General features: G+C 51.9%; 14 protein-coding genes. 13 read left to right on the top strand and 1 reads right to left on the bottom strand.

The annotated features are described in order from the left end of the window. Nucleotides 1-5: 5 nt before the first annotated feature. The 9 genes from C7W93_RS21075 (at nucleotide 6) to ldcA (ending at nucleotide 7906) form a co-directional block, all read left to right on the top strand. Nucleotides 6-845 (top strand): transketolase, encoded by an 840-nt coding sequence (locus tag C7W93_RS21075; protein ID WP_108442312.1) that lies wholly within the window; start codon nucleotides 6-8, stop codon nucleotides 843-845. Further along, nucleotides 842-1849, top strand: coding sequence for a transketolase family protein (locus tag C7W93_RS21070; protein WP_108442311.1), 1008 nt, complete (start codon nucleotides 842-844; stop codon nucleotides 1847-1849). Before C7W93_RS21075 ends, C7W93_RS21070 begins: the two co-directional genes overlap by 4 nt. Further along, nucleotides 1840-2739, top strand: coding sequence for a transketolase (locus C7W93_RS21065; RefSeq protein WP_201747328.1), 900 nt, complete (start codon nucleotides 1840-1842; stop codon nucleotides 2737-2739). The genes C7W93_RS21070 and C7W93_RS21065 overlap by 10 nt, the downstream gene beginning before the upstream one ends. After that, the gene (locus C7W93_RS21060) at nucleotides 2736-3776 is read left to right on the top strand and encodes a transketolase family protein (protein ID WP_108442310.1); all 1041 of its coding nucleotides are present in this window, start codon (nucleotides 2736-2738) and stop codon (nucleotides 3774-3776) included. The genes C7W93_RS21065 and C7W93_RS21060 overlap by 4 nt, the downstream gene beginning before the upstream one ends. Before the next feature lie 46 nt (nucleotides 3777-3822). After that, entirely contained in the window at nucleotides 3823-4728 is a 906-nt protein-coding gene (locus C7W93_RS21055) for an NAD(P)-dependent oxidoreductase (RefSeq protein ID WP_108442666.1), read from the top strand. 352 nt (nucleotides 4729-5080) lie between these two features. Beyond that, on the top strand, nucleotides 5081-5716 hold the full coding sequence (queE, locus tag C7W93_RS21050) for a 7-carboxy-7-deazaguanine synthase (RefSeq protein ID WP_108442309.1): 636 nt from the start codon (nucleotides 5081-5083) through the stop codon (nucleotides 5714-5716). A gap of 114 nt (nucleotides 5717-5830) precedes the next feature. Then, on the top strand, nucleotides 5831-6280 hold the full coding sequence (queD, locus tag C7W93_RS21045) for a 6-carboxytetrahydropterin synthase QueD (protein WP_108442308.1): 450 nt from the start codon (nucleotides 5831-5833) through the stop codon (nucleotides 6278-6280). A 97-nt stretch (nucleotides 6281-6377) separates the two neighbouring features. Then, a complete protein-coding gene (tadA, locus tag C7W93_RS21040) occupies nucleotides 6378-6884 on the top strand; it encodes a tRNA adenosine(34) deaminase TadA (RefSeq protein WP_108442307.1) in 507 nt (168 codons plus the stop codon). 65 nt (nucleotides 6885-6949) lie between these two features. Continuing rightward, nucleotides 6950-7906: a muramoyltetrapeptide carboxypeptidase gene (gene ldcA, locus C7W93_RS21035; RefSeq protein ID WP_225869987.1), complete on the top strand. Its 957-nt coding sequence runs from the start codon at nucleotides 6950-6952 to the stop codon at nucleotides 7904-7906. Here the strand turns inward: ldcA and C7W93_RS21030 are convergent. Beyond that, on the bottom strand, nucleotides 7893-8804 hold the full coding sequence (locus C7W93_RS21030; RefSeq protein WP_108442306.1) for an aldose 1-epimerase: 912 nt from the start codon (nucleotides 8802-8804) through the stop codon (nucleotides 7893-7895). The two genes, ldcA and C7W93_RS21030, sit on opposite strands and share 14 nt — an antisense overlap. A gap of 352 nt (nucleotides 8805-9156) precedes the next feature. On the opposite strand from C7W93_RS21030, the gene C7W93_RS21025 reads away from it, so the two are divergent. From C7W93_RS21025 to yjfF, 4 genes are all read left to right on the top strand, one after another. Next, nucleotides 9157-10125 (top strand): ABC transporter substrate-binding protein, encoded by a 969-nt coding sequence (locus C7W93_RS21025; RefSeq protein WP_108442305.1) that lies wholly within the window; start codon nucleotides 9157-9159, stop codon nucleotides 10123-10125. A 192-nt stretch (nucleotides 10126-10317) separates the two neighbouring features. Next, on the top strand, nucleotides 10318-11916 hold the full coding sequence (locus tag C7W93_RS21020; RefSeq protein ID WP_108442304.1) for a sugar ABC transporter ATP-binding protein: 1599 nt from the start codon (nucleotides 10318-10320) through the stop codon (nucleotides 11914-11916). A 44-nt stretch (nucleotides 11917-11960) separates the two neighbouring features. Continuing rightward, nucleotides 11961-13040 carry an ABC transporter permease gene (locus C7W93_RS21015; RefSeq protein WP_370446524.1) on the top strand — a complete coding sequence of 360 codons (1080 nt, stop codon included), beginning with the start codon at nucleotides 11961-11963 and terminating at the stop codon, nucleotides 13038-13040. Then, nucleotides 13037-14044 (top strand): galactofuranose ABC transporter, permease protein YjfF, encoded by a 1008-nt coding sequence (gene yjfF / locus C7W93_RS21010; protein WP_370446510.1) that lies wholly within the window; start codon nucleotides 13037-13039, stop codon nucleotides 14042-14044. Before C7W93_RS21015 ends, yjfF begins: the two co-directional genes overlap by 4 nt. The last annotated feature ends 58 nt before the right edge of the window (nucleotides 14045-14102 follow it).

Raw genomic sequence — 14102 nt, 5'->3', positions numbered from 1 at the left:
TAAAAATGACACTTGAAACGTTAGAAATGCCGTTATCCGAACGGGCCTATCGGATTCGAAAAAATGCCCTGCAAATGGGCGAGGTACAAGGGCAGGGCTATGTCGGACAGGCATTGGGCGTTGCCGACGTACTATCGGTGGCCTATTTTCATGCGCTTAACTTTCGTCCTGAAGACCCGAAATGGGAGCAGCGCGACCGGTTTCTGTTATCGATTGGTCATTACGCCATCGCGCTGTATGCGGTCTTGATCGAAGCGGGCGTTATCCCGCAAGAAGAGTTGGAGACTTATGGCTCGGACGACAGCCGTTTGCCGATGTCGGGCATGGCGACGTACACGCCGGGCATGGAAATTACCGGCGGATCGTTGGGGCATGGCTTGGGGATCGCGGTCGGTATGTGTCTGGGTTTGAAGCAGAAAGGATCGCAGTCATTTGTCTATAACTTGCTGTCCGATGGTGAGCTGAATGAAGGTTCGACTTGGGAGGCCGCACTGTCGGCCAGCCATTGGGGGCTGAACAATTTGATTGCTCTGGTAGATGTGAATGATCAGCAAGCCGACGGCGCATCTTCCAGCGTGCTGGGGGTAGAACCATTGGTGGATAAATGGGCAGCGTTCGGCTGGCATGTGCAACGGGTCAATGGCAACGATTTAAGCGCGCTGGTGGCAGCGTTCGACACGGCGCGTGCGCTGACCGATGCACGTCCGCGCATGATTATTTGCGACACCTTGATGGGCAAGGGCGTGCCATTTCTGGAGACGCGCGAGAAGAACCATTTTATTCGGGTCGATCCGGAAGAGTGGCAACTGGCTTTAAGAGAATTGTATAAAGGGGAAGCCGCATGAACGACGCCATAAAAATTCCGGCCAAGCCGCGCCTGACGACCTCGGCGATGATTGCCTCCCTTGCGACGGAAGGCCAGCGCACCAAGCCTGCGCCGTTCGGTCACGCGTTGGCAGAACTGGCGGAGACGCGCCGGGATATCGTCGGCATGACAGCCGATCTGGGTAAATATACCGATTTGCATATTTTTGCCAAGGCGCATCCTGAACGTTATTTTCAAATGGGGATGGCCGAACAATTGCTGATCATGGCCGCTGCAGGCATGGCAAAAGAAGGTTTTATGCCGTTCGCCACCACGTACGCGGTGTTTGCTGCAAGACGTGCTTACGATTTTCTCTGCCTGGCGGTGGCGGAAGAAAATCTGAACGTGAAAGTTGTTTGCGCGTTGCCCGGCCTGACGACTGGCTATGGTCCTAGTCATCAGGCGACCGACGATCTGGCGATCTTCCGCGCTATGCCCAATCTGACGATTGTAGACCCGTGCGATGCGCTGGATATCGAGCAGGCGGTGCCAGCGATTGCTGCGCATAACGGCCCGGTGTATATGCGCTTGCTACGCGGCAATGTGCCGCTGGTGCTGGACGAATATAACTATAAGTTCGAACTCGGCAAGGCCAAACTGTTGCGTGACGGTGGCGATGCACTGATCATTTCATCCGGCTTCATGACCATGCGAGCATTGGAGACCGCGGATATATTGCGCGCCGACAGCGTTGATGTCGGCGTTTTGCATGTGCCGACGATTAAGCCACTAGATGAAGAAACCATTATCCGGGAAGCCTCACGCAATGGCCGCATGGTCATCGTCGCAGAAAATCATTCGGTCATTGGCGGATTGGGCGAAGCCGTGGCTAGCTTGTTGATGCGCTCTGGCGTGCGGCCTGCGGCGTTTCATCAAATTGCATTGCCGGATGCATTTTTGGATGCTGGCGCATTGCCTACGCTGCATGATCGTTATGGTATTTCTGCGGAAATGATGTCGACTAGGGTCAAATCATGGCTGTAACCCCAGCAATGTCAGCCATGCCAGCTACGCCATCCTACGCAGCGGCGATGCCTTTTGTGCCGCTGTCGATGGTGCAATTGCGTGAAATGGCACGGATCAATCGCGTTGATTGCACCAACATGTATATGGCGGCGGGCAACGGTCATTTCGGCAGCAGTTTTTCCTGCGTGGAAATTCTGACTGCGCTGTATTTTTCGGTGATGCGGGTTGATCCTGCTAATCCGGATTGGGCCGATCGTGATCGACATATATTCTCGAAAGGCCACGCCGCGCCGACGTTGTATTCATCGCTGATCCGACGCGGATTTATGCCAGCCGAATGGATGCACGAATTTGAAACCGAAGTTGGGGTGAAGCTCATGACACATCCTTCCCGACGCTATCAACCGGGTGTCGATGTCTCGACCGGGGCGTTGGGCCATGGCTTGTCGATAGGCGTGGGAATGGCGTTGGCTGGGAAGATGGACCGCAAGGACTATCGCGTATTTGTGTTGCTGGGTGACGGCGAGATTAACGAGGGATCGGTATGGGAGGCGGCAATGAGTGCCGCTAAATATAAACTCGATAATCTGGTCGCGATTGTGGATCGCAATGGCTTGTGTGTTGATGGCAGGGCGGAAGACGTGATGCCGATGGGGCCGCTGAAACAGCGTTGGGAAGCTTTTGGCTGGGAAACTTTTGAGGTGGATGGTCACGATATCCCCGCGTTGCTGCCGCTGCTGGATGTTCTGCGTAATCAGGGAAATGCTAAACCGCGAATGATTATCGCCAACACGATTAAAGGCAAAGGCGTCAGTTTTATGGAAGACGTGCGCGGCTGGCATGCCGATGTGATTACGCCTGCGCAATACGCTTGCGTGGTGGACGAATTGAAGGAGCCGCTGCAATGACCATGACCGCGCTTAAACCTGTGACGACAGTGCCAACGACCGCCGAACAATGTAACGCATGGATTGCAGAGCGACGCGCTAGTTACGCGCTAAAACCTGCGCGTGACCAATTTGGCGAAAGCTTTTTGGCACTGGCTGCGGAGTTCCCGCAATTGGTCGCCGTGACAGCCGATTTGATGAACGCAACGGGACTGGTCGCTTTCGGTGCGGCTTATCCTGAACGGATGATCAATGTCGGGATTGCCGAGCAAAATCTGGTCGGCGTGACTGCCGGATTGGCTTCTTGCGGCAAATTGTCGGTTGCCGTGACGTATGCATCGTTTTTATCGCTGCGTGCGATTGAGCAGGTGAAAGTCGATTGCGCCTATAACGGAATGAAGGTTATTTTGGTCGGTATGGCGGCGGGTCTTTCGTATGGCGTGGGCGGTCCGACCCATCAGACTTATGAGGATGTGGCTGTCATGCGCGCTATCCCTAATATGATCGTGCTGGCCCCTGCCGACGCGGTAGAAATGGATAAAGCATTACGCGCCTGCATTGAGCAGCCCCGCAATACGCCGATTTTTCTGCGTCTTGGTCGCGGGCCGGAATATAGTTTTAACGCGCCCGACACGTCCTTTGAAATTGGCAAGGCGATCACGCTGCGTGATGGCGATGACCTCTGCATTGTTGCCAATGGCGCAATGGTATTTGAGGCGATGCTGGCCGCCGATGCACTCGCGCTGGAAGGTGTGCATGTGCAGGTGCAGGTGCTGAACATGCATACCGTCAAACCGATTGATCGTGAATCGATATTGGATGCGGCGCGGCGTGTGCGCGGGATCTTGGTGGTTGAGGAGCATAGCGTCCATGGCGGATTGGGTTCGGCGGTGCTGGAAGTGTTGGATCAGGGGCATAACATTCCGGTGCAGCGGATTGGGATTCAGGATGCTTATCCGCCGATAGGACCGACTTTTGCGTTGCGGGCCTCGCTTGGTTTATGCGCTGAAAATATAGTGGTGCAGGCCAAGGTGATGCTAAATCGCGTGACGCTATAAGCGTTGCTTTATCGCTTTTGTAGGTTGCATATTGATGGAGACTGCATTGAAAATAACAAAAATCGGCTTTATCGGACTGGGATCGATGGGACTGCCGATGGCAAAGAATTTGCTGGCGAGCGGCTTTGTCGTCAGCGGTTTCGATATTAAGCCCACCGCGATGGCGGCGTTTACGGCCGCAGGCGGACTTGCTGCCAAATCCGCAGTCCAGGCGTTCACCGACGTTGACGCTGTCATTTTGATGGTGATCAATGCTGCGCAGGCCGAGGCTATTTTGTTCGCCGATGGCGGATTGGCGGCGTTGCCGGATCACGCAGTCGTCGTATTGTCGGCGACTTGCCCACCAAGCGCGGTGGAGGCAATCGCCGCAAGGGTTGTGGTTGCGGGCAAGCGCTTTGTCGATGCGCCGGTATCCGGCGGCGTGGTTGGTGCGGCTGCGGCAACGTTGACGATTATGGCGGCCGCAGACGCTGCTACGCTGGCGGCGGTAGCGCCGGTTTTTGCGGCGATCAGCGATAAAGTATTTCACGTCGGCACGCGTCCCGGTCAGGGTGCGATGGCGAAGACCGTGAACCAGCTATTGTGCGGCGTTCATCTGGCGGCAACGGCAGAGGCTATTTCACTGGCGGACAGGGCGGGCATCGATCTCAATGTGATGCTGAAAATTTTGGGCGGTTCGGCGGCATCAAGCTGGATGTTGAAAGATCGGGGGCAGCGGATGTTGGAGGTTGAGCCGGTTGTCACCAGTGCAGTGGATATTTTCGTCAAAGATCTGGGTATCGTGCTGGTCGCAGGCAACGACAGCAAAGCCGCGATACCGCTGGCGACACTGGCCTATCAATTGTTTGCGGATGTGTCCCAGAGTGGGGCGGGTGCCAGCGACGATAGTCAGGTTATTCGCGCTTACCACGCCCTTAATCAGGGGATTTGGCGAGAATTGCAGAAAAAATAGGTAAAAATGGGGAAAAAGTAACCTCTACTTACTCTTGATAACCCGCTTTCCTGACCAATTGGGCGCATCTGCTATTTAGCGGGAGCGCCCTTTGTACGTTAAAATAGCGGCCTTAGCGGTTTGCTCAAAGATAATTGAGACAAAAAGCAACTTCCCTCCAAGCCGAGGCTCTGCGCTTTTTTCACTGGTGATACTCAGAATACCCAGTCTTGAAAACGAGCCAGCATTAAAAAATTATCGATCAATAGCATCAATGAACATCGGTTAACACCCATTAATACCCATCGGCAGCCTTTTAGCCGTATTTATCAACCTGTCAGCTTTCATTTTCAGCCATCTTGCGAGAAGCACCGTGACCTACAGCATCAAAGAAATTTTTTATACACTTCAGGGCGAAGGCACGCATGCCGGACGCCCAGCGGTATTTTGTCGCTTTAGCGGGTGCAATTTATGGACTGGACGGGAAGAAGATCGCAGCAAAGCGATTTGTCAGTTTTGCGATACCGATTTTGTGGGTACAGATGGCGAAGGCGGCGGCAAGTTTAAGACTGCCGATGCGCTGGCCGAGACCATTAACGCGCTATGGCCGACTACTTATACGGACAGCAAATTTGTGGTGTTCACAGGTGGCGAACCATTATTGCAACTGGATACGGCATTGATCGCCAGCATGCACGCGGCAGGATTTGAGATTGCGATTGAAACCAATGGCACGATAGAGGTGCCGGCAGGCGTGGATTGGATCTGCGTTAGTCCCAAAATGGGTTCGGTCCTGAAAGTGTTCAAGGGCAATGAGTTAAAGGTCGTGATCCCGCAACTGGGCCAATCGCTGGCAACATATGAAACGCTTGATTTCGATCATTTCTATTTGCAGGCGATGGATGGGCCGCTATTGGCCGATAATCTGGCGCGCGCGATTGAAACCTGTAAGCGCAATCCAAAGTGGAAATTAAGTTTGCAGACGCATAAACTGCTCCAAATACCTTAAGTTTCTTCGTTCTGTTTCATCACCTCTGAGAACAGTTGCGAATGCCGTCTTTTGGATGCGCTATTTGCAACGGACCGCTAAGAGGTGTCCTCGATTATTTATGTAGACCTGATTATGTTAACCATTACCCGCAAACTTGAATTCGATGCAGGACACCGCATCCCCGATCACAAAAGCCAGTGCCGCAATTTGCATGGACATCGTTATACGCTGGAAATTACATTAGTCGGTGCCATCATCGAGGTTGAGGGCAGCTCTGATAATGGCATGATCATGGATTTTTCGGATATCAAGACGCTGGCTAAACAGCATTTGGTAGACGTCTGGGATCACGCTTTTATCGTGTATGAAAAAGATACCGCCGTGCGAGAGTTTCTGGCGACTTTGCCAGACCATAAAACCGTCGTGATCGACCGTATTCCTACCGTTGAAAATCTTGCCCGCGCTGCTTACGATATTCTCAAAGCCGCCTATAAAGATCATTACGGCACCGGCTTGCATTTGCAAAAACTGGTATTGCATGAAACCCCGAATTGTTGGGCCGAGATTTCCGAAGATCGTTGATAAGCAGAGCCGCAGCGATAAGGTAGCGCATTACGCGCCGACGCCTTTTGCGTAATGCGGCATTTAACACCGGTGGTTAAACTAAAATTTTTTATGTATGCATAATTCAGGCGATCCCCTCGATACCAGCGCGCGTGACATCCTCTTCATGCAGCAAGCGCTTTCGCAGGCACACAACGCCTGGGCGCTGGGCGAGGTGCCGGTAGGTGCGCTGGTGGTAAAAGATGGCGTGGTCATCGCGACTGGCTTTAATCAGCCGATAGGCCAGCATGATCCTACCGCCCACGCCGAAATTATGGCCTTGCGTGCCGCTGCTACGCTGCTCGGCAATTATCGGCTTCCCGGTTGCGAACTGTATGTCACGCTGGAACCTTGTGTGATGTGCGCAGGGGCGATGATGCATGCCCGTCTGGCACGGGTGGTGTACGGTGCCAGCGATCCTAAAACCGGTGCTTGTGGCTCTGTCTTGAATCTGTTTGAGCAAGAAAAACTCAATCATCATACGGTGCTTAGCGGTGGGGTATTGGCTGAAGAATGTGGCACACTATTGAAGCAATTTTTCGCAGAGCGTCGGTTGGCGCTGGCGCAACAAAAAAGTGTTTGATGTGGTGCGATTGGTGTAGCGCTCATCCTTATTTATTGCTCATTATCATGACCTGAGGCGTTTCAGTGGATCAAGAAAATTCGAACGTACAAACTGACGTGCAGACGCCGTCCCCGGCAACCAAGATTGGCGTCGCTTTAATTGCGCCCGGCGGCTATGCGCTGGATGAGCAAGTCTTGGCGCGGGGTATTCTGGCGCTGCAAAAGCAGGATTGCGTGGTCTATAACTACTACGACGCGGCAGAGAAATATCAACGGTTTGGTGGCACCGATGCGGCGCGGGTAGCGCAGATTTATGATGCGGTTGCCAATCCGCAGGTGCAGATTGTGATGGCGCTACGTGGCAGTTATGGCATGTCGCGGCTGTTGCCGTTGTTGGATTTCAGACGCATCGCCTCCAGCAAAAAAATGTTTGTCGGACATAGCGATTTCACCGCTTTCCATTTGGCATTGCTGACACAAACCGGCTTGCAAAGCTTTGCGGGGCCAATGTTATGCAGCGACTTTGGCGATCTGGAATTAAGCGAATTTACGATGTCGCATTTCTGGCAAACGCTGCGTCAGTCTGAGCAAACCTTACAAGTAACATCCAGCGGCAATCCGGATGTCAATGTTAGCGGCACACTGTGGGGCGGCAATCTGGCGATGATCAATCATTTGATCGGAACGCCGTATTTGCCACATATCGAAGACGGTATTTTGTTTCTGGAAGACATCGGCGAGCATCCTTACCGTATCGAACGGATGCTGCTACAGCTGCAATACGCCGGGATTTTGGGACGTCAGCAGGCAATTGTGCTGGGAGATTTCTCACAGTATCGGCTGGCGGAGCATGACAATGGCTATGATTTCGATGCCATGTTGACCTATCTGCGAGCGCATATTGCCGTGCCGATTCTGACGGGTCTGCCGTTTGGGCATATTCGCGACAAAGTCACACTTCCTGTCGGTAGTCAGGCAAAGTTGGTTTCCGGTTCGACCGGTTTTCAACTCAGTATTAGTAGCGGACTTACATTGAGCTGACCTTAAAACTGGTATGCATTGCAAGGGTTTGTCCCCGCGAAAGCGTGACCAGACCCGGCTTGCCCGGCATATGAAACGCATTGATCGGATGCGTAATCGGCTCAAAACAAAAATAATCCAGACCCGGTGGTCGATACATCAGACTGTAGCCATTGCAGTTATCCATCGTCATCGTCAATTGCAGCCCGTGATCAGGGTAGCTGACCACCGCTTTTCCATCCCATCCCGTAAAGCAGTTATCAATCAACGGCCCATCCAGCGCAGCTGCTTGATTGTAATTCCACGTCTGCGGAAAAGCGCTGGTGTGCGCGGTAGGAATAGGATCTTTACCTGATAACCAGACGCCGTCGGCGCGGGCCTGAAAACGAGTAGTGGCGTTGCAGGGGAAGTAAGGATGCAGCCCAAGTCCATAAGGCAAAGATGCAGTTCCCAAGTGAGTCACGGCCAAGGCAATGGATAGCCCATCGTCTAATAAAGTCAGTTTCTGCGTGCAGCGATAAATATATGGATTGCCTTCGAACTGATCGGCTTTCAGCGTCAATTCAACGCTGTTGGCAGTCTGATTAGTAACGCGCCATTTCTGCAGCCATCCGTCGCCATGAATGGGATACGGCTCACCGACGCGATTTTCAAGGATCGGAAAATGTTGTCCCTGATGCGTAAAGCCGTCTTCCGTAATCCGATTTGACCACGGTACTAACGGAAAACAGCCTGTTGTATAGCAATCCTTTGAATGTCCATCCCACGGTCTGAAAAGCGGCCGCCATTGCTGCGCGCTTTTCCATTCCCATGCTGCGATGCTCGCCCCTAATGTCGGTAATATTTGCAGCCGTTGGGTAGCTGATTCCAGTGCAATAATCGGCATTGGCGGCGCATCTTGCAGTCTCTTGATTGTCATTTTTTTTGATCGGTGATTACCGCGTACTGACTCGCGCTTATGCGAGTTTGTTTAATGATGTTAACACTGGCTTATACAGGGGATGATGAATAATTTCGATGAAGCAATATCAAAATCGGAACGAGTAATATTTATTTACTAACTTGCTCATTGTTTAATATCAAAATGCGTATCGAAAACTCTAAATAATTCATTGGATAGTTATTAGTCTTTCTTCTACGATAAGAATTGGCAATCAGAAAGCCTATTGTTTCAGAACGACGAATTGCGGAATAACGACAACTATAGTGCGGTGATTCTATTCACCGCAGGTCCGTAATAAGTATGTTAATCAGCTCCAAGGAGAAGACAAATGAAATTAGCTAGTAAAAAAATCATCGCGTCCGCATTATTTGCAGGTCTGGGTTTGGGATTAGCATCCAGCGCATTTGCGGATAAACCGTTGGTAATGGGTTTTGCGCAGGTGGGCGCTGAAAGTGAATGGCGCACTGCCAATACTGCTTCCATCAAAGACGCTGCAAGCAAAGCTGGTGTGACGTTGAAATTTTCCGATGCACAGCAAAAACAAGAAAATCAGATCAAGGCCATTCGCTCTTATATTGCGCAAAAAGTTGATGTTATCGCCTTCTCACCGGTGGTTGAATCCGGCTGGGATACGGTATTGAAAGAAGCTAAAAGCGCTAAAATTCCCGTTATTCTGACGGATCGCGCAGTCAACGTTACCGATAAATCCCTGTATGTGACGTTTATCGGATCAGATTTTGTGGAAGAAGGTCATCGCGCCGGACGTTGGTTGTTAGAGCGAGCCAAGACTATGCCCGCTGGCGATATTAATATCGTGGAGTTGCAGGGGACAGTCGGTTCGGCCCCCGCGATTGATCGTAAGGCCGGTTTCGAGAAAGAAATCGCCAGCAATCCACGTTTGAAAATTATTCGTTCGCAGACCGGTGATTTCACCCGTGCTAAAGGCAAAGAAGTTATGGAGGCTTTTTTAAAGGCCGAAGGCAAAAAAATCAATGTTTTGTATGCACATAATGACGATATGGCGATTGGTGCGATTCAGGCAATTGAAGAAGCTGGCCTGAAACCGGGTAAAGATATTCTGGTTATTTCGGTGGATGGCGTTAAGGGGGCTTTTGAAGCGATGATGGCTGGCAAATTGAATGTCACCGTTGAATGCAGCCCTCTGCTAGGACCGCAATTGATGCAGGTTGCCAAGGATATTGTTGCCGGTAAAACAGTTCCAAAGCGTATTACGACTGAAGAGGGCGTATTCCCGGCAGAAGTGGCTGCTAAGGAATTCCCGAATCGCAAGTATTGAACTATAACTATTGCAGTATTGCGTGATTAATTATTGCGCCTGAATAGCAGCGTTGCGCATTAATACGGCGATCCGTTATCTTAATAACGCCTGAAATAATTCTTATGGATCGGATCGCTATTCTCATGCCGCAGAGCGTCCAGCGACGCAATATTTCAACGCGGCATAAGAAATTTTTCGGGAAATCTGGCAATGGTGACATCAACTACAACGCCGGTAGCCACCCCGGCGTCTTCATCCGGCCGCAGTTCCAGGCCTGTGCTGGAACTTACTGGCATCACTAAAATATTCCCCGGCGTCAAAGCGCTGACCGATGTTGGCCTGCAATTGTTTGCGGGCGAAGTACATACATTGATGGGACAAAACGGTGCAGGAAAATCAACCTTGATCAAAATCCTGACGGGCGTCTATAAGCCCGACAGCGGACGCATTTTGTTGAACGGTCGTCAAATCCAGCCAGGATCAACGCTGGAAGCACAGAATCTGGGTATCAGTACCGTCTATCAGGAGGTGAATTTATGTCTCAATCTGACCGTGGCGGAGAACATTTTTATTGGTCGCTATCCGATGCGCCACGGTTTTATCGACTGGGCCACGATGCAGCGCAAGGCGCAGCAGTTACTGGCTGACCTGCAGGTAGAGATCGATGTCAGCGCGCCGTTGTCGCGGTATTCGCTGGCAATTCAGCAAATGGTGGCGATTTCGCGCGCGCTGAGTATTTCGGCCAAAGTCTTGATTCTGGACGAGCCGACTTCCAGTCTCGACGACAACGAAGTACAGATGCTGTTCGGCGTGTTGCGTCGCCTGCGTGAGCAGGGAATGGCGATTTTATTTGTGACCCATTTTTTGGATCAGACATTCGAGATTTCTGATCGCATTACCGTACTGCGCAACGGCATCCGCGAGGGTGAATACGCCGCCAGTGCTTTGACGCGTTACGACTTGGTAAACAAAATGGTCGGCGTCAGCGCTGAAGAAGCTGCGGCGGCGACCACGGCGCGAGAAGATCAACTGCAATTGTTACCATTGATTGATCTGGGTCAGTCAGTTGCCGCCGCAACGACCGACTATTTGCAGGCATCAGGCATCGGCCGCAAGGGCGCGTTAGCGCCATTGGATCTGGTTTGCCGCAGCGGCGAGGTGCTGGGTTTGTGCGGCTTACTGGGCTCCGGTCGAACCGAGGCTGCGCGATTATTGTTTGGCGCCGATAAAGTCGACAGCGGCACCATTGCAGTCAAAGGCAAGGTGCATAAATTTACTTCGCCCCGCGATGCGATTGCTGCGGGAATTGGTTTCTGTTCCGAGAATCGCAAGGAAGAGGGCGCAATTCTGGAGTTGAGTGTGCGTGAAAATATTATTCTGGCATTGCAGGCTCGGGCCGGATTGATGCATGTGATTGGCCGTAAGCGCCAGCAAGAAATCGCCAATAACTACATTAAATGGCTCGGCATTAAAACGCCAAATGCAGAAACGCCGATAGGCAAACTATCGGGCGGCAATCAACAAAAAGCGTTGCTGGCCCGCTGGCTGGCAACGAATCCTGAAATGTTGATTCTGGATGAACCGACACGCGGCGTCGACGTGCGCGCCAAGCAGGAAATTATGGATTACGTGATATCGCTGTGCCGCAAGGGTATGGCGATTTTGTTTATCTCGTCGGAAATAGATGAAGTTTTGCGCTGTAGCGATCGGATACTCGTGTTGCGGGATCGCAAGGCTTGCGGTGAGTATTTGCGCGGCGAACTCGACGATGCATCGGTGCTGCAAGTCATCGCCGGGGAGGCCGCATGAGCGCTGATCAACATGGTGCAGCAGAGACTGGTAATGCAACCATGATGCCGCCTGCGCAAACAACATCCAGCCGTAATTCCTGGATGCAGCACGGGCTGTTTTGGCCGAGCGCCGCATTGGTTATTCTGCTGCTGATCGACCTATTCATGATCCCCGGATTTTTCCGGCTGGAAATCAAGGATGGTCATTTATATGGCAGTGTGATCGACATCATTAATCGTGCCGCGCCATTGATGTTGGTGGCGCTGGGTATGACGCTGGTGATTGCTACCCGAGGCATTGATATTTCGGTCGGCGCGGTGGTGGCGATTTCGGGTGCGGTCGCCGCCGGACTGATTGGCGGCGAGATGGTCGTGGTGAACGGTATGCCCGAATATGTCAGCAAGATGCCGATGATATTGGCATTGTGCATCGCCATGGGGGCGGCGGTGCTATGCGGTGTCTGGAATGGTTTGCTGGTGTCGACGTTGGGATTGCAGCCCATCATTGCCACGCTGATTTTGATGGTGGCGGGGCGCGGGCTGGCGCAATTGTTGACGGACGGGCAGATCGTCACAGTCTATTACAAACCTTTCTTTTTCATCGGCAGCGGTTACTTTCTGGGGCTGCCATTTTCGCTATTTATTGTGCTGGCGGTGGGCGGTTTGCTGCTGTTGCTGATGCGTAAAACCGCGCTGGGATTGTTTATTCAGGCGGTCGGGATTAATCCGGTGGCGTCGCGTCTGGCAGGCATTAAAACTTCTGCGCTGATCTTTTTTGTGTACATGTTTTGTAGCGCGTGTGCCGGTATGGCGGGGCTGATGATCAGCGCCAATATTAAAAGTGCCGACGCTAATAATGCCGGATTGCTGATGGAACTCGATGCGATTCTGGCGGTGACTTTGGGCGGTACTGCACTGACCGGCGGCAAGTTCAGTTTGGTTGGCAGCGTCATCGGCGCATTGATTATTCAGACGCTGACTTACACGATTTATTCGATAGGCGTCCCGCCCGAAGTCAATATGGTCGTTAAATCGATCGTGGTATTCATCGTCTGCTTATCGCAGTCCCCCCAATTTCGCTGGCACTTTTCCCGGGCAGGAATGCGCCGGTTTAGCGAATTTTATGCGGCGAGTAAAAAATGATGCATCTTCCTTCTGCGGGCCTGCGCCCAATGCTGAATTCGCCGTATTTTACCTCGGTGATTACGGTCGTCTTATTTGTCATTATGTTTGGCCTTGGCGCGTTTGCTTATACCGGCTTTTTCTCGTTGCAAGTAATGCTGAATCTGCTGATCGATAACGCCTATTTGTTAGTCATCGGCATCGGTATGACCTTTGTCATTCTTTCTGGCGGGATTGATTTATCGGTCGGTTCGGTACTGGCGCTAACCACGATGATTTCAGCTTATTTGTTGCAAAGTCTACACTGGCCGCCGTTGTTCGTCATGCTGTGCGTACTGCTGATCGGTACGGCGTTTGGCGCGGTGATGGGCGCGTTAATTCATTTCTTTAAATTGCAGGCGTTTATCGTGACGCTGGCAGGGATGTTTTTTGCGCGCGGTCTTTGCTATCTGATCAGCATCAATTCGATCACGATTGATAATCCGCTATACGTCTCGTTATCGCAGGCGCGCTTGACCTTCTTTGGCGCGTTCATTTCGCCGAGTGTGGTGATTGCGCTAGTAATGCTGGCGGTGGCAATTTATCTGGCGCACTACACGCGCTTTGGTCGGGCTGTGTACGCCATCGGCGGTAACGAAGAGTCCGCGTTGCTGATGGGCTTGCCAGTAGGACGTACAAAAGTATTGATTTATGCGTTTAGCGGTTTTTGCGCCGCGCTTGCCGGTGTCCTTTTCTCGTTGTATATGCTGTCCGGCTATGGTTTGCATGCGCAGGGTGCGGAGCTGGATGCGATTGCAGCGGTGGTAATCGGCGGGACTTTATTAAGCGGCGGCTATGGTTATGTCGCCGGAACGTTATCGGGCGTGTTGATTTTGGGCGTCATCCAGACGCTGATTTCGTTTGACGGGACCTTAAGCTCGTGGTGGACCAAGATTGTGATTGGCGCTCTATTGTTTATATTTTGTCTTGCACAACGCTTATTGGCGATCGGTGGCAAAGCGCAGGGAAAAGTGCAAACCGCATAGAAATATGTTGCAAAAACGCGTGCAAAGCCTTCTTTTTAGACGAAATATCGCTGAGAAA

Source organism: Glaciimonas sp. PCH181 (assembly GCF_003056055.1).
Classification (GTDB): domain Bacteria; phylum Pseudomonadota; class Gammaproteobacteria; order Burkholderiales; family Burkholderiaceae_D; genus Glaciimonas.
Note: the sequence above shows the minus strand (reverse complement) of the source record. Positions and strands in the feature narration are given on the sequence as shown.

Excerpts from the sequence above, each read along its gene's own strand:
- C7W93_RS21075 (WP_108442312.1), top strand. The coding sequence starts at position 6 with ATGACACTTGAAACGTTAGAAATGCCGTTATCCGAACGGGCCTATCGG.
- C7W93_RS21070 (WP_108442311.1), top strand. The coding sequence starts at position 842 with ATGAACGACGCCATAAAAATTCCGGCCAAGCCGCGCCTGACGACCTCG.
- C7W93_RS21065 (WP_201747328.1), top strand. The coding sequence starts at position 1,840 with ATGGCTGTAACCCCAGCAATGTCAGCCATGCCAGCTACGCCATCCTAC.
- C7W93_RS21060 (WP_108442310.1), top strand. The coding sequence starts at position 2,736 with ATGACCATGACCGCGCTTAAACCTGTGACGACAGTGCCAACGACCGCC.
- queD (WP_108442308.1), top strand. The coding sequence starts at position 5,831 with ATGTTAACCATTACCCGCAAACTTGAATTCGATGCAGGACACCGCATC.
- tadA (WP_108442307.1), top strand. The coding sequence starts at position 6,378 with ATGCATAATTCAGGCGATCCCCTCGATACCAGCGCGCGTGACATCCTC.
- C7W93_RS21030 (WP_108442306.1), bottom strand. The coding sequence starts at position 8,804 with ATGACAATCAAGAGACTGCAAGATGCGCCGCCAATGCCGATTATTGCA.
- C7W93_RS21025 (WP_108442305.1), top strand. The coding sequence starts at position 9,157 with ATGAAATTAGCTAGTAAAAAAATCATCGCGTCCGCATTATTTGCAGGT.
- C7W93_RS21020 (WP_108442304.1), top strand. The coding sequence starts at position 10,318 with ATGGTGACATCAACTACAACGCCGGTAGCCACCCCGGCGTCTTCATCC.
- C7W93_RS21015 (WP_370446524.1), top strand. The coding sequence starts at position 11,961 with ATGCCGCCTGCGCAAACAACATCCAGCCGTAATTCCTGGATGCAGCAC.
- yjfF (WP_370446510.1), top strand. The coding sequence starts at position 13,037 with ATGATGCATCTTCCTTCTGCGGGCCTGCGCCCAATGCTGAATTCGCCG.